Origin of the sequence: Trichocoleus sp. ST-U1 (assembly GCF_039961835.1) — a bacterium.
Taxonomy (GTDB): domain Bacteria; phylum Cyanobacteriota; class Cyanobacteriia; order Cyanobacteriales; family FACHB-T130; genus FACHB-T130.
Map to the genome: position 1 here is coordinate 29,771 of NZ_JAMPJZ010000002.1, position 18,314 is coordinate 48,084.

Genomic DNA, 18,314 nt, shown 5'->3' on the forward strand with positions numbered 1-18,314 from the left:
AGCCTACAATTCTAGGGTAGCTCAGGCAGATTCCCACCCAGGGCAAGGCAATTGCACGAGACAACGATGCTAGGTTAGCGGCAATTTTGGTATGGTGAGTGATCGCGCTGTAATTTGCTAAACAGACAATTTTAAAAAATCAACTTTTCTAATCATTACTGTTTTGCTAAATGCCAGAGAGTAGTCTTCGTAATGTAAACAGGATCTATCTGCTGTTCCCACTCATATACTTTCTTTATCTGGTAGCTTGGTTCTCGATCGAGAACAGCCTTCAAAGCCTTTTTAGAATCCACAAATACATCACTGAAATCATTAGCAATAGAATTTATAGGTAACTTGCTGTCAATCTCTTCACCTGGTTTAAGAACAGGTTGATTAGAAACTGACTGAAGTTTAACTTTGGGATCGAGTAGGTAAGTCAAGGAAAAAGGAGGTAAGTTGTACCAGATATAAAGTGGATAATTAGCCTGGTTAACAATCTGAGCGATTTCTTTATAGTGACAACTGTTATATTTATTCCACCATTCTTGTGCTTGAGAACTGACTGCGCTGGATAAAACTCCTCCCGAAATGATGACGACTGTAGCAATTTGCCATAGCCACCGCTGCCAGTTTTTAGCAGAAAATGAGGATATTTTAGCAGCAAGTAGGTAGGCAATTGCGATTTCTATTGCTAAGTAACAAGGGATAAGATAACGAGCAACAGCAGAGCGTCTTCCTCCAGAGATTAAATCTGGTAGTGTCAATGCGATTGCAGTAACTCCAAGCATCGTCAAGATAAACAACCAAACGTGCTTTTCAGTCCGGCGGCAAAGAAAGTAAATTGCATAAATTACTAAAATCAACGAGAGAAAAATTGCAATATATAATCCAAAATTTCTATATTTAAAACTGTAATTAAAATCCACAAAAATACGACTAAGATTTAAAATCCACGTTCTTACTAAAGATTGTATCGGAAAAGTCGATCGCATCCACTCGGTTGCTTCATCGACTGTTGACAAATTAGCAAGAGCAATCAGAAGCCAAGGTATAAAAAGTAAGATAGCTGTTAAAGATGCTAGCAGATAGGAGATGAATGTTTTACTTGCTCGAAACTTTTCTAGCGAAAATACATAGACTCCATGACTAATGGCAGTCAACAGGAAAAATAAATGAGAATAAAGACCTAAAATTAAGGTTGCTGCATACATAGCCCAAGCGGATTTTGTTTTTACTCGCATCGCTCTTAGAAGCGATGCACTAGATATTAAAATTGCTACAGTCCACAGGCTATACTGACGAGCTTCCTGAGCATATAAGATATGAAATGGTGAAATAGCTACCAGCCCGGTTGCCATCCATCCCACCAGAGGCAATTCAAATAATTCTACACATAGCCAATAAATACAAGGAAACGCAAGCAGACTAATCAAAGCAGGTAGGCTTCTCATCACTGCCACCGAGTTTCCCCACAACTGTGCCCAAAACCGAGCTAACAAAAAATAGAGTGGTGGATGTTCAGCAGTTGCTGCTAAAGAATTAATCATATCAGTTAAATCTTTTTCAGTATTAGGGCGCTGATATTTCTGCAAATCCTTTACAGGGATTGCACCAGTGCTAGAAGCTTCCTGCTTAACTTCTTCTAAGGTATAACCTGAAATCCGACGTGAAGTGCTACTTTCATCGCCCCAATAAACTTTTTTTTCAAGGTTAGCGAATCGAAAGAAAAGACCTATGATTAATAAAATTGCGATAAAAAATCGTACCTCTTTTGAATAAAACCTGTGGCTCGATTCCTGTATTTTCATCATGAGGTTAGTCCGTCCATTTCAGTCCCTAAATATTTAACCTACCCAAAAATAAGGTCTCTTTTACTGGAGAAGATGAACCTCAGCAACTTGAGTTTCTAAAACTGTACTATGAGCTTGTGTTAAATCTGGATTTCTATAAACATTAAAAACTGGAAAAAGGTTATCAGTACGTTGTACCATATAGGACTTTGGATAAATTAGGTAGTTCCCTGCTTGACAAAAAGTTTTAACAATATTGAAATTCTTTTTAGTGATATATTGATCGATATATTTATAGGGCTGGTACATTGACATCCAACCGACAGGTTTCGGATCAAATGTACAGATTGTTGAGTTTGCAGGTAATTGACTTAAAATTTGAGTAATGTCCGAAGTAGATACCAGTCTATTTTGGCTATATTTGCTGGTTAAATACTGATAGTCATAACTCGCATTAATCAAGATTGATAGAGCTATACCTGCAATTAAAAAAGCACTTAAAGATTTATCTGCTTTCTTAGATAAATCTAAGTAAGCTAAACTCAAGACAGCCAAAACCATTGGAGAGATTAAAATTAAAAGTTTGTAATGAATGTAATAAATTCCTTGATAATTTGAAGCAGCATATAGATAAATAGACCAAGTAAATGCTAAAAAAGCAAAAATAGTTTTGTTCCCTTTAAACTTGGCTATTGCTACCGTTAAAACCACTGTTAAGAAAATAATAGAGGTTAAAATATAAAACCAACCTTCTCCAGTAAAATAGGCTTGTTGTCCTAGTTCAACATAATTAAATACCAGCCTACCAATCTTACTTAAGATATTAGAATTAGCTTCTTGATTAGAGCTGGTTAAAGTAGCGATAATTTGTTTGGTATTCAACCAACCGCGACTAAGTTCTCCTTTCCAATAAGGAAACAAAGCTACAAATGCTGCTAAAACGGACAAGATAGGCAGTAAAAACCTAATAGGAGTTCTGCGGTTTTTTGAGATGAATAAAATAGAGCTGGCAATAAAAACTACTGGCATTACAAAAAGAGTTGTGGAATGCAAGCTAATTAATATGGCTAAAACAATCCCATAAAGTATCCAGGAGAAGCATTGAGGAACTAGAGAAAATCTAGCTTCCAACTGGTATTTATAGAGTAAAGTAAAACAAAGCAGAAAAAATATAATAGGGCTGGGGTTCCACTGGAACGTACTTATAAAAATTTCTCCGAAGATTAGACTGTACCAAAAACCTGCTAAGCCTGCCAGAAGAAGGCGTTTGGAAAATTCAACATTTTCTAATAGTTCATAAACTAAATAAATTAAAAGCGGAATAGAGAAAAAAGAGAATAATGCATTAGGTACAGCTGTAAAAACTGGATCTGAGCCAAATATAGTAAAAGGAAAAACTAGATAATAATAAAGAGGCGGTAGATGATATCCTCCGACAGAGGCAGAAGGGCCTAATATAGGCCAATTTCCTTGCCACATCTTCATGTAGATTTCAGCATCTCTGGCCTGATCGTAATAAAAAAAAGTGGTATATCTGAGAACACTGAATAGGCGTATAAAAAATCCAAAAACTAAGGATAATACGATTAAAGTATATGCAGTAATGTTGGCTGGATTCTTCTTAAGATTGAACACTGGTTTAACCCTATTCCTTAAAAAAGTTATTCTTTCTTTTTGTCACTTAAATTAATTTAATCTGCCATTTTGCTAGTATCTTCCAGATTAAAAATGTTCCGAATAGATAAGTACATCATCAACAATAAAAAGGCGACTGAAGTCGCTACTAAATACCAAGGAACACCGATAAACACAAGAGAGTTAGGCCAGAGATTTACAGTATGACTACCGTAAGCTTCTATGCCTGAATTTAAATACCATAAATTTTGGTTTTGAATTCCTGGAGAATGAGTAGCAATTTTAAAGGAATTGAGAAGATTTCTCGCTGCACTCTTCAACATATCCAATGACTGGCTATTTGAGAACTTCCAGACATAGGCTACTTCATCTTTTCTAGCGAATTCTAGTCTCCAGTACCAATGTGAAAGAATTGATGAAAATGAGAGAATGAAACCAAAACCAGCTAGAAAAATTGCTGAGAGCTTCAACGAGGTTCTTTGTAAAACATATTCCATATTGGTTGCAAAGGGCAAAAAGAGAATGGGCAGGATGGTCACTAGATAACGGGGTCCCCATCCTCCGCCACCATACCAACTCCTTAATCTTGCATGCAGTAGAAACCAAGCTATTGTCAGTACCAATATATACAAAGCTTCTTTTTTATGCTCCTTAAAGAATTTTCTAAATAGAACAACAGATAGGATTAATAAAGGGGCATATATAAATATGCTTTTTCCAGGACTCAGCAAAAGACCTGTCAATCCTATAAAGATATTTCCATCCAACGCATTGTTACCCAAATATTTGGCGTCTGTTTGAACCGGGGAAAGGTAGAAAAATCCAGTTCTTAGATGGTTGTACCATGATTGCCATACTAAAAAAGGGAAGATTATCAGTAATGCAGTGGCAACATTCTTTGCTCGCCTGAGCAAAGATAGTCTGCTAATAAGTACTAGATAACCAAGTGAAGCTACTATAGCTAAAATCATGGAAATTCTAGTAATTAAAGAAAAACCCAAACAAATAAAAGCTAGTATTAAATACTGATTTTTTTTGTTGTTTCTAAAATTTAATAACAGCAGAAAAGATGTAGTCAATAATGTAGAACAGAGAACTCCATCAAAGGATTCTCTGGTATAAGTCCAAAAATAAGTGCTGACGGCTAGGCATAAGGTTGCGATAAAGCTGGGTAAGATAGCTTGACCAAACTGAAACCGCAAGATACCGAAAAAAGCAGTGACTGTGAGTGCAGAATAAAACCCGGGCTGAAATGAACGTATAAATTCCTTCGTTATAGATATAACTTTTACCGTAGTGAAAGGAGCTAAAATCCTTTCTAAAATTACATTAATAAAGGCGGTAGGTAGAAAAAATATTGTATTACCGATTTCTTGGGAAGCATAAGTTCTCCCATTGGGTGCTATTGAAAAAATTCCCTCTTGTGGAGTATCAAAACCTAATTGCCCAGTGCTAACAATATGTTCTGCAAGTTTGTAGTGGAAGGAGCCTTCGGCATAATCAAATCCGCAATTACTCAATATAAAGAGCGTCCAAAAAAAAATAAATATACTTAAATAAGCTTTAAGTTTTTGCTTATTCTTGCTATCAAGATCCCAAAATTTGAATTTAAGCATTTTAAATGTTTAACAATAGCGCTAGATATCAAGTTAGGACGAAGAAAGACAGAGCCGATGTGACTGGCAAAACGCAAACTTTAAATAGTAAGTTTTATCCGGTCAACCGACTGGAAAAAATTTGAATGATAAGTGTTTTACGCTTGTCAAAGCAAACTTTTTCTTTGATGCCTCTTACTTGTTTTGTTCGGGATTCTGTGAGCAGGATTGCTGCCAAGCGGGCTTCTTCTCGACATTCTGAGGTTGACCGGGTGGCACGGTTCTCTCGTTCATAAAGTCAATTTCAAAGTTATCTAGTTGTTTTGAACCTTGGTACCGAGCGTTCCAGTCGCGGCAGAGGTATTGTCCATAGTAGGGATAAAGCTGTTTGCCGATGGCGCGATTGAGGTTTATGAAATAGGTGCGCCATTGCATATTTTGATAGAGGGCGTTTCGACTCTTCCGACTCGGCTTTTCCCAACTTACAGGCTCCCCATCTCTCAAAACATTAACTTCAGTTCCATCTTTCAACTTGCCTGGGATTACGTGCCAACCATCATCTCTGGGGGGAGCGGGGGCAAAAATACTCCAAGATTGATCTACCCTCAAAATTCGGCTAATCCAGTCAATCGAATTTAAGGCTTTTCGATTAAATTTCTCAGGAGCAAAACTTCTGAAGTTCCAGATAGTGACATAAGCTAGCAAGAGTAACGTCACTATATTCATCGGTCGCGAAGAACGTACTTCAAGGGGACGGAACTTGAAGGGTTTTGTAAAGTTACCAGCAGCCCTACGGTTAGATGCAATTGTCTCGTAAAATTTCGTTCCTACAGACATCACAGGCCCCCATTTGAGAAGGGGAACCAGTGGCTTAAATATTGGGGATAAACTACAAACGTAAGCGATCGCTTCCCACTTAAAATGCCTGTTTCCTTGCCAATCCACTACTACCCAAGAATTTTTCGCTTGCATATCTGCAAAAATCGAGGGATCGTCCTGAGCTAAGAGCAGTGGCGTCTGTGCAGGCAATATCAAGAAAGTGCGAATCAGGTGGACAACCTTCTTGCAGAAGCCACAGTCGGCATCATAGTAAATCTGGAGTCCGGCTCGTTCTGGGGTATACAGCCGCTTAGATACCGAGTCCCAAACTTCAGTCGGGATGAAAGCTAGCCAACTGGCTGTGCTGAGAAACGGAAAAATTCCCAGCACAAACGACAAGCCAAACCCGATATGTAAGAGGATAAACGAGATAACTGCACAGCAGCGGAAAAAACTGGTACGGAAGGGAACGAAGAGGAACAAGGGGCCAAGGGTTTCTAACCACAGGGCGCTAAAGGTGAGCAAGACTAAAAGTGCAGAAGGCAGGCTAAGTAGGAATTGACCAAAGGGTGTAGCGTATTGGTCGAAACTCAAAGCATAGTAAACCGCACTGCCATCAGGCCACCAAAGTGGACTCTTCGCTTTAAAAGCCGCCGAAAAGATGTAGATAAAGCATTGCTGTAGCGTAAGTGCTAGGGTGGCACCGGAGAGGATGCGCTTGGGTAATTTTTGGGTAGATGTATTTAGGGCACTGTCAATCGAGTAATAAGCGCCCAAGGGCAAAAACATTGCCCAGAAAAGCAGCGCGCGAATTACATCATCCGCCGCGAAAATCAAAGCTGGGTTTCGGTTGTGGAGAGATACCATCAGCGCCCAAGTTGCGATCGCTGCTAACCGGGTTCGGTATCCCACCAATAGCGCTAAAGCCACAAATCCAGCTAGCAAAAACAGAATGGCTTGAAACCAGGTTTGACCGCCCAGCGCATGAACTGACCAATACCAAGGTTTTAAGATAGTAGTTAGTAGCGATCGCGGCATCACTCCAGCATCTGTATAATGTGCTGTCAGATCCCCCGCCCGAATGATTAAATCGGCAAGAACAACCAGCGCCAAACCAATCCGAAACAGGGCTAGCGATCGCAGGTCTAACCCAAACAGGTGCTCAAGCTTGGAAGTAAAAATGGCTTTAGATTTTTGCTGAGTAGAAGCCATAAAACATTAGACCTTGATGGAAAATTTTTTCATGGTTAACGGCAGTAAGCAATTGCCGTTTGTTAAATTTAATACTTAGATCGCCTGGAGTAATTCGCCGCCAATCGCCGCTTTCCCAAACTATTGGACCCTAACCGCCGGATTGCTGCCAGCCACTTCCAGACTGTTAAAACAACCCGCCGAATCGCTTGATAAATCCAGTTTCTCACTACTCGGAGGCGGTGAGGCACGGTTGGCAGGCGCTGGAGGTAAACGACTTGTCTAGTAATCGATGCCAAGCGCCCTTCTAAATTCAGACCAAAGCTAGAAACCGCAGCCGCACCCTTTCCCAAAGTCACCATCTCTCCTAAGTGCAAATAGCGGAAGCGCCGTAAGCGTTTGCCCGCGATCGCTGCCCAAATGTTGCGAGCAGCACAATCTGCCTGTTGAAAAGCGGCTTGAGCGGTTGCTGGCACCCGTGCGCCACGGGGATTGTAAATTTCTGCCAAATCCCCCAAAGCAAACACTTCTGGATAGTCAACTAATTGTAAGGTAGGGCAAGAAATCAGTTGTCCCTGGTTATTATGCTGGCAATCAAGTTCGCGCACCCAATCAATCTGCCGGGTTCCAGCCGTCCAAAATACCAAATCTACAGGCAAAGTGTCAATCTGACCATCCCGAACTAGGGTAATTTGGTCAGGTTCAATGCGGTGGATGCTCGTTTCTAGTTTTACCCGCACACCACGACTTGATAAAGCACGGTGAGCCGCAGCTTGAGTATGAGCGGAAAAGGTTTTTAGAATTTGATTGCCCCGGTCAATCAGCAGTACCTGCCCTCGTTTCTGTAGCCGGTCAGCGATTTTGCAAGCGAGTTCTACGCCATTAGGACCAGCGCCCGCGATCGCAATCCGCATTTGTTCCTGCTCAGAAAGCTCAAACTCGTATAGCTGTTGTTTCAGAAGCTCTACATCCGCCAAACTGCGAAAGGTTTGGGCATAAGTGCCAGCTCCAGGAACGCCCTCTAAGCGCGTTTCTCCCCCGACTGCTAAAACTAGGTAGTCGTAAGCGAGAGCCTCACCGGATTCAAGCTTTACCTGGCGCGTTTGTAAATTAACCTCCTGAATCGTCTCTTGACAAAACCGAATATTAGTGTTTCTTAATAGCTTTTGATAAGAAGGAGCGATTTCCCACGCTTGCAGTTCGTCTGTCACCAGTTCGTATAGCAAGGGGGTAAAGAGAAAGCGATCTTTTTGCTCAACCAGGGTAATTTCGCATCGACTTGATTTGAGTAAGGGAAAACGGCGCAGGTACAAAGCAGTGTAAAGACCACCAAAGCCCCCACCGAGAATGCAAATCCGGGTGGGAGTAGCGCTCCCAGATTCAGAGGGAGTAGAACTGACCTTTCTTTGATGCTTTGTACCGTCTAGCTTGCCGTCCATATCATTGACAGGGTTTTGGTAAATAAGCTTGATATCAAACGCGAATAGCTAAAGCGATTCGCTATTGCGGCACTTTGGTCGTGGAGTTGGGCGCTGTCAGTTGCTGAGCGATCGCTGGTTTTAGCTGTTGAACCAGCTCCATTGCCCGGATTGTTCTGGCTTCCGGCTTCAGGTGATAGTGGGTATCAGCGAACAAGTTAGAGTCACTCTTCAGGTTCAACGAGTCTTTTTCGTAGATCAAAGGAGCGATTTTGCTCAGTTCCTCAGCCGTCTTTTTAACGTTACGAATCGTCTTCTCGTCACTGCTGTTCGCATAGACCCACGGCAATGACAGAACTAAAGTTGCTCCCTTTGCCTCGACTTCTTCACGGAATTTAGCGATTCGCTGAAGCGCGTGTTTGGATACGGGTTCTTGAAATGTCATCTGCCACCAGTTCCCAGCGCGTTCTTTCGTTACGGTAGGGTCGCCACGTTCGTCAACCGGATCGGAGTAGTAGCCAGTCATTTTTCCTTTTTCAATCACCTCCAAGCTCGACTTAGTAATTCCTCTAAGAGTCGGAACCCCTAGCATCATTGCGTCTAGAGCCAACTGTTTGGGAGGGATTCCTCCCAAACCGGGCTGTCCAATTGCCATCCCAAACGAACCAGAGCGATCGCCCAACCCATCCTCATCCAACAGCAGCAGGTACTCTGGAATCAGAAGCACAATGTCGCCCCGGCGAACTTGACTCAAAACGCTCGGAAGGATGACATCTAAACCAATTGGGCCATCTAACCCCATGTTGAATACGGGAATGCCGAGTTCTTGCTCCATTAGCTTGGTATTCAACGTGTAGTGCGCTCCAGAACCACCCGTTATCAGGAGGCGGTGGGGTGCTTCAATTTGGCTTGCCAGCGCTACCTTTCGTTCGTACATAGCACGCAGCCAGCTCAGTTCTCCACCGTAGCGCACGTTGTAAAGGTACCCAACAGACCAGGCTAAGCCAGCGATCACTATCCAACTAGCAAGCTTTAGAGGTTTCCACATTAGAACTCGAAGTAAATAAATTTAGAAGGGGTATTTGCAGCTAGCAAGATGGTCAAACCTAACAGAACGCGAGTTACCCAAGGGGATAACAGCAAATCATATTCATTCGTCCGTTTTTGCCAAACTGCGAGGTGTTCCAAGAACAATTCCGCCGTTGTGAGAAAGAGGATCAAAACTAAGACCGCACCCTCATTCGCACTAAAGGAACTCATTGCCGCTCCCAAATTTGAGAACGAGTACGCCCAAGGCGTCACCAGTGTTTGCAGCTTCTGTCCCAGACGAGTCATATCTGACTCCATGAAGAATAGACAGCCCAGCATCACCGAACCAAACGTTAGCGCCCACGATAAGAACTGAGGCATGAATAAACGTTCGCCAACAAAGCGGTAAAAAGGGCGACCCGCATATCGCAGAACTAGCAGTAACAAGCCATGATAAGCACCCCAAATGATGAAATTCCAAGCGGCTCCGTGCCAAAACCCTGAGAGCGTAAACGTGACGAACAGATAGAAGGCAGCCCACTGCTTCTTTGCGCCCATCAAGGGAAGGAAAACGTAGTCTCTAAACCAGGTACTTAGCGTTACGTGCCAACGACGCCAAAATTCTTGGATGCTGGGTGAAGTGTAAGGGGCGATGAAGTTGAGTGTTAGCTGAACGCCTACAAATTTAGCTAAACCTAGTGCGATGAAACTATATCCAGCAAAATCAAAGTAAATCCTCAGAGTGAACAAGTAGATAGATAGCCACACCAGCCAGACATTTCCTGTTTCTTGCAAGTTGATGTACGGCGACAAGTTATCCGCCAGTACCAACTTCATAAACAAGCCCAAAGACAGCCACTTGAGACCGTCCTCAAAGTTTTCTGCGGAGAACTTAAAGCGGAATGATTCAATTTGAGGAAACAAGTCAGCTCGGCGCTCAATCGGGCCAGCGACGACTTGCGGGAAGAAGGAAACAAAGTTGATGTAATCAACAACTCCAATTGGCTGCTTATTTTTGCTTCTGAATGAATCCACTACAAAAGCAACCATCTGGAAGGTGTAAAACGAAATCCCTGGAGGAATTGCACCTGCACCAGGAATGCCGCCTCTCTGCTGCCAACTTTCAGCAACTCCCCCCACAAATAGTCCTAGAACATCTTCCACAAAGAAGTTCACGTATTTGAAGTAGGCAAGGATGGCGACGTCGATTCCGATCACAACTGCTGCGATCGCTTGCGACTCCCAACCTCGACGGCGCAACATCAGGCGCACCATCAAGTAGTTAAAGATAATCTCAAAAGCAAAGATGATAAAGCTGGAGCGCGACGCATTCACAAACAGCATCAGCGACAGCGCCATCAACCCGATGCTATCCAAGTAATCTCGCCAAATGTTCAGGTACTTGCCTATATAGCGAACCGTGAAGAAGGGAACGCCGATCAGAAGAAGTACCCACCAGAAGGAGAAATCAGAGAAATTCAATTGACTGTTTCCTCCCTATTTTTTAGGGTTTAAAAGTTATTATCTTATCCAGTATTTAACGATTGGTAATTAGTCATCAAGAATGGGTTATTCTTCCTTGTCCGAAGTTGAAGATTTACAGTCACCACAACAGCGATAAAATCTTTAACCAATTCCCAATTCCCAATTACCAACCAGATATCTTACTCTAGCTGCCGCTAATTCGGTTCCACAGACCGCCCCAGCCAGAAGGCTTGGAAGATGCCTCTACTTTTTCAGTTTTATCGTCACTAGCATCCTTGACATTGCTAGACGCAACTGGAGACACTGCCGCTGAGACATCAAACTCTTTAACCAAGTATTCAGCAGATTTTTCAATAGTTGGATAATCCCACAGCAGAGTAGAAGGAAGCTCGCATCCTAGCCAATCTTCTAAATCGCCCACTAAGGTAACAGCATCGATGGAATCCAGACCGTAGCGCGTCAAAGGTTCGCGGACATCAATAGTTTTTGCATTGAGTGAAAGTTGCTTAGAAAGCTTGGTAACTAGCCAGGATTGAATCGCTTCAGCAGGGGAGTTTTCAACAATCATATTCTCGTCTTGTAAATTGTTTTTGCTTAAATCTTCACTAGGCTTGGAGCTGGAGTTCTGAAGCTGCATGGGTTTTCTCCTCTGGTGATTGAACTTGGGCTAGTTGGACGGGGACAATCGAAAACATCTTGTTTTCTCGGTCAAGCTTGAGAAGTTCTTGGGCAACATTCTCGATGTAAATGCTAGGAATGATACCTGATGAAGGTCGAAAAGTCATCAGGAGTCTGTTCAGACAAATTGCCAACCATTCACCTTTGGCAAAAAAGTCACCCAAGACTTTTCGGTTGTAAATCCACATATGTACGCAAGCTGCGGCTGCGTGCAATGTGCAGTACTTCTTAGCTAGTTCAAATAACTCAGGAGACTGATCGTGTCCGAATTCAAAACCTGAGCTTGCCAAGAATTCATCCTGTGCGTCGAGTTCTTCAAGGACGGCGCTTGTCAGTGTTATCAGCTTCTGCAACACTTCAGCATCGACGCTGGAATCTGTCTTTAAGTCATACAAGTGTTCTAGAGAGATTTCCAGACCTTGTAAAACGTCATCGCATCCCCGACTGAACAGCTCAAATTTTGCCCGTTCGCACGGTGGTAGCGGTGCTTCTAGAGAAAACCGGGTTTCCAGACGCGATCGCAATCCCTCATAAGTGGCAGCATTTCTTTTCGCCCGGTATTTCGCCATCTGACGAAGCTGTAAAATCAGCGCGTGCAAGTTAACAACCGTACTGCCATCAAACACGCTAATAATGGCATTATCTCGGACAACTTTTTGAAAAATTCCCTCATCGTGACCTTCGCGCAAATAGAAACGTGCCCCTAGAATTACGGAAAGGTTTTGAACTAACTTTTCAACCGTTATAGGCACAAAATATTTCACGAAGATAGACGAAACGCTAGATTGCTCCGGCGCGACATGAAAACTTCTTGCCCCCGCAATCGTGACACAATCGCAGACCAAAATATCTAAGAAAGCGTCTACTAAAGTAGTCCGGGGGTGAGGAATATCGAAAACTGTTTTGCCGTATAATTTCCGTCCTAGAGAAAACTTCAGCACCGTTCTCAGGGCTGTATCCGCCGATCCTAAAGAAAAGGCTGCACACAACGTCCGGGTTAGATGAAAGCCTTTCAGCCCCAATTCTAAACCCGCTCCTTCTTGCCCCAGACGCATTTCTTCAGGTACAAAGCAATTATCAAAACGGATTCCGCTCATATCAGAACCGCGAATTCCCAAAGTCTTGATCTTAGGAAGATTGGAATACCCCGCTGGATCAATTTCACTTTTATCAACAACAAACAGCGACAAGCTACGTGCCCCGCCACTGTCATCTGTTTTGGCAAGCACAACTGAAATTCCAGAAATTGTCGCTCGGTTAATTGGCCATTTTTCCCCATTCAGCAGATAACCACCGGGAACCTTAGTTGCCTGCACATCACTAGCAACTAGGTCGCTTCCGTGTGCCCTTTCTGAATAAGCAAGACACATGGCACCATGTTTATCTTTAATAAACTTTGCCAGCTTTTGTTTCTGTTCGTGGGTGCCTGCCATCCAAACTAAACCAGACCAGAAAAGCGTGCTAAAAGTTATCGATGTCGTTAGGTCACGTCTGGACAAAACTCTAACAAAAGCGACGAATTCTTCATAAGATTTCAGCTCTCCACCGTATTCCACGGGGATGTGGTAGTGATGAAGATTCCAGTTATAAAGCCATTCAACGTCTTTTTCTGGAAATTCTTCGCGCTCGTCCAGCTCCATGACGCTTTTGAAAGACATCACGCTTTCCGGCTGTGTTGGATCGCCTAAGTCCTTTTCGAGCGCTTCAGCGACCCAGTACTGTTTTAGTTGATGCATTGAATTCTCCGTGTAATGGGTAATGGCTTATCGGTGTGGGTAATCGCAAGCAATTCGCAATTCCCAATTCCCAATCGCTATTTAGGAGTTTGCACTTTCTGCAACAGGGATTCTACTTCTCCCTTGAGACTTTGAAACTTTGCCGTGGCTTGAGGATTTTCGCTCCAATCCGCGACGACATCTAGACTTCCTGCTAAGAAAGCTGCTCGACAACCCTGACGTTGAATCTTGCCGCTGGAAGTTTTCAGGATACTTCCCGGCTTCACCAATACCACAGCATAAACCTGTAGCTCGTGCTGTTCCGATACCACCTGACGGATGGCTCCCATGACCTCATTGGTGTCTAGATTCTGGGTATGACGCTCGACTTCCTGGACAATTACCAGTCGCTCCTCGCCATTCACCATCACTGAAAAGGCTGCGCCATGTTCGGGTCGAAGCGCTGCATGGCTTTCTTGCACCGTCCATTCAATATCTTGAGGATAGTGATTGGTGCCTCGGATGATAATTAAATCTTTGATGCGCCCCGTGATAAATAGCTCGCCATCTTTTAAGAATCCCAAATCGCCGGTACGTAGAAATGGCCCTTCATTTGTATCTGCGATGCGTGCCCGGAAGGTGCGTTCTGATTCTTCGGGTCGCTGCCAGTAGCCGTGAGCCACGCTAGGATCGGATACCCAAATCTCGCCGACTTCATCAGCAGCACATCGGGTAAGTTTCTCTGGATGCACGATCGCTATCTTGGTGTCGCACACTTTAGTTCCGCATCCAACAACTGTCCGCACAATATCTTGATTTTTGGAGGCTGGAACGATGCGATTTTTTTCTAGTGCTGCCGGATCGAGATTGCACAAAACGGGTGTTGCGGTTTGTGCAGAGAAGGATACTAACAAAGTTGCCTCAGCCAATCCGTAGGCAGGACAAAAAGCATTCCACTGAAACCCGGATGGTGCAAAGGTTTCGTAAAAACTTTCCATAACTTGGGGGTTGATTGGCTCAGCGGCATTGCCTGCTGCACGCCAACTACTCAAGTCCAGGGTGGCGCGTTGTTCTGGTGTAATCCTACGCACGCATTGATCGTAGGCAAAGTTAGGGCCTTGGCTATGGGTCACTTTGTAGCGCGAAATCGCCTGGAGCCAGTGGAATGGCCGTTTGATAAAGGCGAAGGGTGACATCACGTAGCAGGGGATACCGTTGTAGAGGGGTTGGATGAGTCCTTCAACCAGTCCGTAATCGTGGAAGTAAGGCATCCACGCCACAGTTACGCTGTCCGGGGTGTAGCCACAGGCTTTTTGGAGGTTCGCTGAGTGGAACATTACGTTACTGTGGCTGAGCATCACACCTTTAGGAGTGGAAGTGGAGCCTGAGGTGTACTGGAGATAGGCCAGCATATCGCTGGTTACGGCTGGATCTTGCCAGGTTTCAGCCAGAGACAGGTCTACCTGCTCGGTGTCAATCCAGCTCATTGCCTGAAATTCCGGAATTTTCTCGTCGTACTCTTCAACGAGGGAAAGAATGCCAGAGGTGGTTAGCACCAATGAAGCTTGGGCATCTTTCGCGATCGCTTGCAGTCTGGGCAAGGTTCGCTTCAATCGCCCCGCTTCCGGTGGGGGTACGGGAATGGCAATTGTCCCGGCATATAAGCAACCGCAAAAAGCGGCAATAACCTCTAGACCTTGTGGATAAAGCAGTAGTGCCCGCTCTCCTCTGGCATTATGCTGTTGTAGCAAGGCAGCGATCGCTCTCGCTTGACGATCGAGCTGAGCATAAGTGAGCTGGGAACCTTCTTTCTTGCCATCAATCAGAAAAGTATAAGCTACCTTTTCCGGCTGCTGGAGTGCCCTCCACCGCAGCAGTTCAACCAGGGTAGAAAAATTTTGAGCTGTAGAAGAATCAATATCGCTTGGTGTAACGGTGTTCATAAGTACTAATGGAAACTTACTAGCTTTATTGAGAAGTGGTCGCGGCACCAGAAAATTGACATATCAAGGTTAAGAACTACAATTCATCTTCTTTATTGTTTTTGTTCAGATTTTAAAAAAGCTTCTAGCTTGAACAATCCGGCAAGGTACAGACAGTGGTCTTGAGTAAAAAAAAATCAACCTTTCGGTAGTTTTTCAATTTTGGTCTGATGTCTATCTTTAAGACTAGTAATTCTACGAATCTTTACTAAAAAAATATATTTTAAACTCCCGACTAAATACGGCAAATAACTTATCCTACATTGCTTTTCTTGATATGGCACCTAAAAAGTTTTATAAAGATTTTGTAAAGTTATTTCATTGTTAAGTCCGATTAATCTGTCATCTAAATTACAAATATGAAAACTTCTTGCACAAGCTGGTTTCCGAAAGACGCGACTACCAGCAAAGTTAAATTGCTTTGCTGGTAAGCATTACAGCTTGGAAGATGGCAAAAAGATTTGAAGTCCTTTCGTAGTAAGAAGCCGGAAGGCTATGCTGAAGTAATTTTCTGAAATCTATACTCAGCCAAATTTATTGACCATGTGTGGGATTAGCTATAAGCAGTTATATAAATTCTTGTATATGTGTGTCAAGGTTTGTAACTAATTTAGTATGAGTGTTGTTTTTTACAAAAAAGAGAGACAGCTATACTGAAGAAACGGCAATTTCGGAGTACCTAGTTTTCTCAAAGAATAAGGGATAGGGTACTTCCCGAAAAATCTACCAGTAGCGCCGTTAGCGTATGGCTTCTCTCCACCCCACGAGCAAGGAGAAGTACCCGGTAAAGCCAAGCGATGCCAATCTAAGCGCTTTGGTGCGTTCTGTTGGGTAGAAAGTATAATGCAGAGGCAGATGGCACAGTAAGAGAGCCAGACTTCTTTAGCAGTGCAGATCGCGAATCGCGTCTCCTAACTCACGGGCAGGACAAATGCACAAGAAAGACATAAAGCAGAGTTAAGCGAACTGTATTAGATCGAGTCCGAGAAAATGCTTAAGAGTTTTTGTCGGCTTGTTCGGGTTCAGTGATGATGACACGCTAAAACAGAAGCCTTCCTTCAGTAATTCTCCGGACTCAAAATGGCGCGACGTTGGAGCTTAGATAACTACAGGCTCAGATTGATGGCTCAGACTGATGACTGATATTGATTGTGTGTGGCGTTCTCCACCAACTGACTTAGCGCTATCGCGCAATGATGTTCATGTCTGGCGTGCTTCCCTCGACCAATCGGCATTTCACGTTCAGCATCTGCAACAAATCCTTTCTGAAGATGAGCAAATAAGAGCTGAGCGTTTTCACTTTGAGCGGGACAGGAAGCGTTTCATCATTGGGCGAGGTCTGCTCAGGACAATTTTGGGTTGCTATTTAGAAATCAACCCACTCGAGGTGCAATTTTGCTATGGCTCCCGTGGCAAGCCAGCATTAGCTGGAACGCACGGAGAAAGTAACCTTCGGTTTAATTTATCTCACTCTCAAGATATCTGCCTGTATGCAGTAACACGCGATCGCCAGATCGGTGTCGATGTTGAATACATTCGTTCGGTTGTCGAAGTTGAAACGATCGCTAAACGATTCTTTTCGGCGCGAGAAAATGCCGTTTTGCGTGCCTTGCCTGCACATCAGAAGCAGCAAGCATTTTTAAACGCCTGGACTCGCAAAGAAGCTTATCTAAAAGCAATTGGAGAAGGGCTGGCTCGACCTCTGGATCAAATTGAGGTAACGCTGGCTCCAGGGGAACCAGCGATGCTGCTAAGCATTGAAGGCGATCGCTTTCAATGTGATCGCTGGTCACTCCAGGAACTGAAACCGGAACTCGACTACGTAGCCGCTCTTGCTGTGGAAGGAACTGGCACTTGCACCCGCTGCTGGCAATGGGATGCTAGCAATGGTTAGATAAAAACGACTAAATGCTGAGGGTAGGTAGTCGGTGAAAATTCTTCCCACCTCCCCTTTGCTTCCTTTCTAATCGGGTGAAAGTCCCTTCGAGGCTAGCCATTCCCGATTAAACAGCCGCGACTGATAACGAGCGCCGCTATCGCAGAGGATGGTCACAATCGTATTACCTGGCCCCATCTGCTTGGCAAGTTCTACGGCTGCTCCCACATTAATTCCCGTGGAGCCACCCAGAAACAGCCCTTCCTCTCTTAAAAGTCTGTAGACAACCCGTACCGCTTCGGTGTCATCAATTTGGATAGCATCGTCTATCGGTACGCCTTCCATATTGGCGGTGACGCGGCTATTGCCAATCCCTTCTGTGATTGAATTACCCTCACTCTTCGTTTCACCCGTCTTGATATAACTATAGAGGGCGCTGCCCATCGGGTCTGCTAAGACGGTTTTAATAGCAGGATTTTTTTCTTTCAGGTACATCGCTACACCCGCTAAGGTGCCGCCAGTCCCCGTGGCTGTAACCCAAGCATTAACTTTACCGTCCGTTTGTTCCCAGATTTCTTTTGCGGTAGTTTCGTAGTGCGCTTGTCGATTCGCTAAATTATCAAATTGATTCGCCCAAATCGCGTTTTCCATCTCAGACGCAATTTTGCCGGAGAGCCTGACATAATTGTTGGGGTTGCTGTAAGGTACGGCTGGAACGGGACGAACTTCTGCGCCCATCGTCCTCAAAGCATCCATCTTTTCCTGAGACTGGGTATCTGGGATGATAATCAGGCATTTGTATCCCTTGGCGTTGCAAATATGAGCTAAACCGATGCCGGTGTTCCCAGCGGTTCCCTCAACGACTGTACCGCCAGGTTTGAGCAAACCTTTTTTTTCGGCGTCTTCAATCATATAAAGTGCTGCCCGATCTTTCACAGAACCGCCTGGATTGAGAAATTCTGCTTTTCCCAGAATTTCGCAACCTGTTTCATCGCTGAAGTTGTTTAAGCGGATGAGCGGTGTGTTGCCAACTGTCTCTACAAAACCCTTTTTGATATCCATTCTGAAATTACCTAAGTTCTTCCCTATAAAAATTTTGGCGTATCGCGGTAGTCCGAC

At 43.9% G+C, this 18,314-nt stretch carries 12 protein-coding genes; 1 reads left to right on the forward strand and 11 read right to left on the reverse strand.

Annotated features, from left to right (window positions below; genetic code table 11):
* Positions 1–155: 155 nt before the first annotated feature.
* The 10 genes from NDA06_RS01340 to NDA06_RS01385 form a co-directional block, all read right to left on the reverse strand.
* Complete coding sequence (locus NDA06_RS01340) at positions 156–1,793, reverse strand: glycosyltransferase family 39 protein (RefSeq protein WP_190532356.1); 1,638 nt, start codon at positions 1,791–1,793, stop codon at positions 156–158.
* A gap of 60 nt (positions 1,794–1,853) precedes the next feature.
* On the reverse strand, positions 1,854–3,407 hold the full coding sequence (locus tag NDA06_RS01345; protein WP_190984599.1) for a hypothetical protein: 1,554 nt from the start codon (positions 3,405–3,407) through the stop codon (positions 1,854–1,856).
* A gap of 56 nt (positions 3,408–3,463) precedes the next feature.
* Positions 3,464–5,023 carry a glycosyltransferase family 39 protein gene (locus NDA06_RS01350; protein ID WP_190984600.1) on the reverse strand — a complete coding sequence of 520 codons (1,560 nt, stop codon included), beginning with the start codon at positions 5,021–5,023 and terminating at the stop codon, positions 3,464–3,466.
* A gap of 174 nt (positions 5,024–5,197) precedes the next feature.
* The gene (locus NDA06_RS01355; protein WP_190984601.1) at positions 5,198–7,033 is read right to left on the reverse strand and encodes a DCC1-like thiol-disulfide oxidoreductase family protein; all 1,836 of its coding nucleotides are present in this window, start codon (positions 7,031–7,033) and stop codon (positions 5,198–5,200) included.
* Positions 7,034–7,101: 68 nt separating this feature from the next.
* Positions 7,102–8,451 carry an NAD(P)/FAD-dependent oxidoreductase gene (locus NDA06_RS01360; RefSeq protein WP_190984602.1) on the reverse strand — a complete coding sequence of 450 codons (1,350 nt, stop codon included), beginning with the start codon at positions 8,449–8,451 and terminating at the stop codon, positions 7,102–7,104.
* A 61-nt stretch (positions 8,452–8,512) separates the two neighbouring features.
* Positions 8,513–9,478 (reverse strand): hypothetical protein, encoded by a 966-nt coding sequence (locus NDA06_RS01365; protein ID WP_190984603.1) that lies wholly within the window; start codon positions 9,476–9,478, stop codon positions 8,513–8,515.
* Positions 9,478–10,941 carry an MBOAT family protein gene (locus NDA06_RS01370; protein ID WP_190984604.1) on the reverse strand — a complete coding sequence of 488 codons (1,464 nt, stop codon included), beginning with the start codon at positions 10,939–10,941 and terminating at the stop codon, positions 9,478–9,480. Before NDA06_RS01370 ends, NDA06_RS01365 begins: the two co-directional genes overlap by 1 nt.
* A gap of 187 nt (positions 10,942–11,128) precedes the next feature.
* Positions 11,129–11,581 carry an acyl carrier protein gene (locus NDA06_RS01375; RefSeq protein ID WP_190984605.1) on the reverse strand — a complete coding sequence of 151 codons (453 nt, stop codon included), beginning with the start codon at positions 11,579–11,581 and terminating at the stop codon, positions 11,129–11,131.
* On the reverse strand, positions 11,550–13,358 hold the full coding sequence (locus tag NDA06_RS01380; RefSeq protein ID WP_190984606.1) for an acyl-CoA dehydrogenase family protein: 1,809 nt from the start codon (positions 13,356–13,358) through the stop codon (positions 11,550–11,552). The genes NDA06_RS01375 and NDA06_RS01380 overlap by 32 nt, the downstream gene beginning before the upstream one ends.
* 77 nt (positions 13,359–13,435) lie before the next feature.
* Positions 13,436–15,280, reverse strand: a complete 1,845-nt coding sequence (locus tag NDA06_RS01385) for a fatty acyl-AMP ligase (RefSeq protein ID WP_190984607.1) — start codon at positions 15,278–15,280, stop codon at positions 13,436–13,438.
* 1,174 nt (positions 15,281–16,454) lie between these two features.
* Between NDA06_RS01385 and NDA06_RS01390 the strand changes: the two genes are divergently transcribed.
* Positions 16,455–17,213 carry a 4'-phosphopantetheinyl transferase superfamily protein gene (locus NDA06_RS01390; RefSeq protein ID WP_190984608.1) on the forward strand — a complete coding sequence of 253 codons (759 nt, stop codon included), beginning with the start codon at positions 16,455–16,457 and terminating at the stop codon, positions 17,211–17,213.
* A gap of 69 nt (positions 17,214–17,282) precedes the next feature.
* Here the strand turns inward: NDA06_RS01390 and NDA06_RS01395 are convergent, their stop codons facing one another.
* On the reverse strand, positions 17,283–18,257 hold the full coding sequence (locus NDA06_RS01395; protein WP_190984609.1) for a cysteine synthase A: 975 nt from the start codon (positions 18,255–18,257) through the stop codon (positions 17,283–17,285).
* Positions 18,258–18,314: the final 57 nt, after the last annotated feature.

Excerpts from the sequence above, each read along its gene's own strand:
- NDA06_RS01340 (WP_190532356.1), bottom strand. The coding sequence starts at position 1,793 with ATGATGAAAATACAGGAATCGAGCCACAGGTTTTATTCAAAAGAGGTA.
- NDA06_RS01350 (WP_190984600.1), bottom strand. The coding sequence starts at position 5,023 with ATGCTTAAATTCAAATTTTGGGATCTTGATAGCAAGAATAAGCAAAAA.
- NDA06_RS01355 (WP_190984601.1), bottom strand. The coding sequence starts at position 7,033 with ATGGCTTCTACTCAGCAAAAATCTAAAGCCATTTTTACTTCCAAGCTT.
- NDA06_RS01360 (WP_190984602.1), bottom strand. The coding sequence starts at position 8,451 with ATGGACGGCAAGCTAGACGGTACAAAGCATCAAAGAAAGGTCAGTTCT.
- NDA06_RS01365 (WP_190984603.1), bottom strand. The coding sequence starts at position 9,478 with ATGTGGAAACCTCTAAAGCTTGCTAGTTGGATAGTGATCGCTGGCTTA.
- NDA06_RS01375 (WP_190984605.1), bottom strand. The coding sequence starts at position 11,581 with ATGCAGCTTCAGAACTCCAGCTCCAAGCCTAGTGAAGATTTAAGCAAA.
- NDA06_RS01380 (WP_190984606.1), bottom strand. The coding sequence starts at position 13,358 with ATGCATCAACTAAAACAGTACTGGGTCGCTGAAGCGCTCGAAAAGGAC.
- NDA06_RS01385 (WP_190984607.1), bottom strand. The coding sequence starts at position 15,280 with ATGAACACCGTTACACCAAGCGATATTGATTCTTCTACAGCTCAAAAT.
- NDA06_RS01390 (WP_190984608.1), top strand. The coding sequence starts at position 16,455 with ATGACTGATATTGATTGTGTGTGGCGTTCTCCACCAACTGACTTAGCG.
- NDA06_RS01395 (WP_190984609.1), bottom strand. The coding sequence starts at position 18,257 with ATGGATATCAAAAAGGGTTTTGTAGAGACAGTTGGCAACACACCGCTC.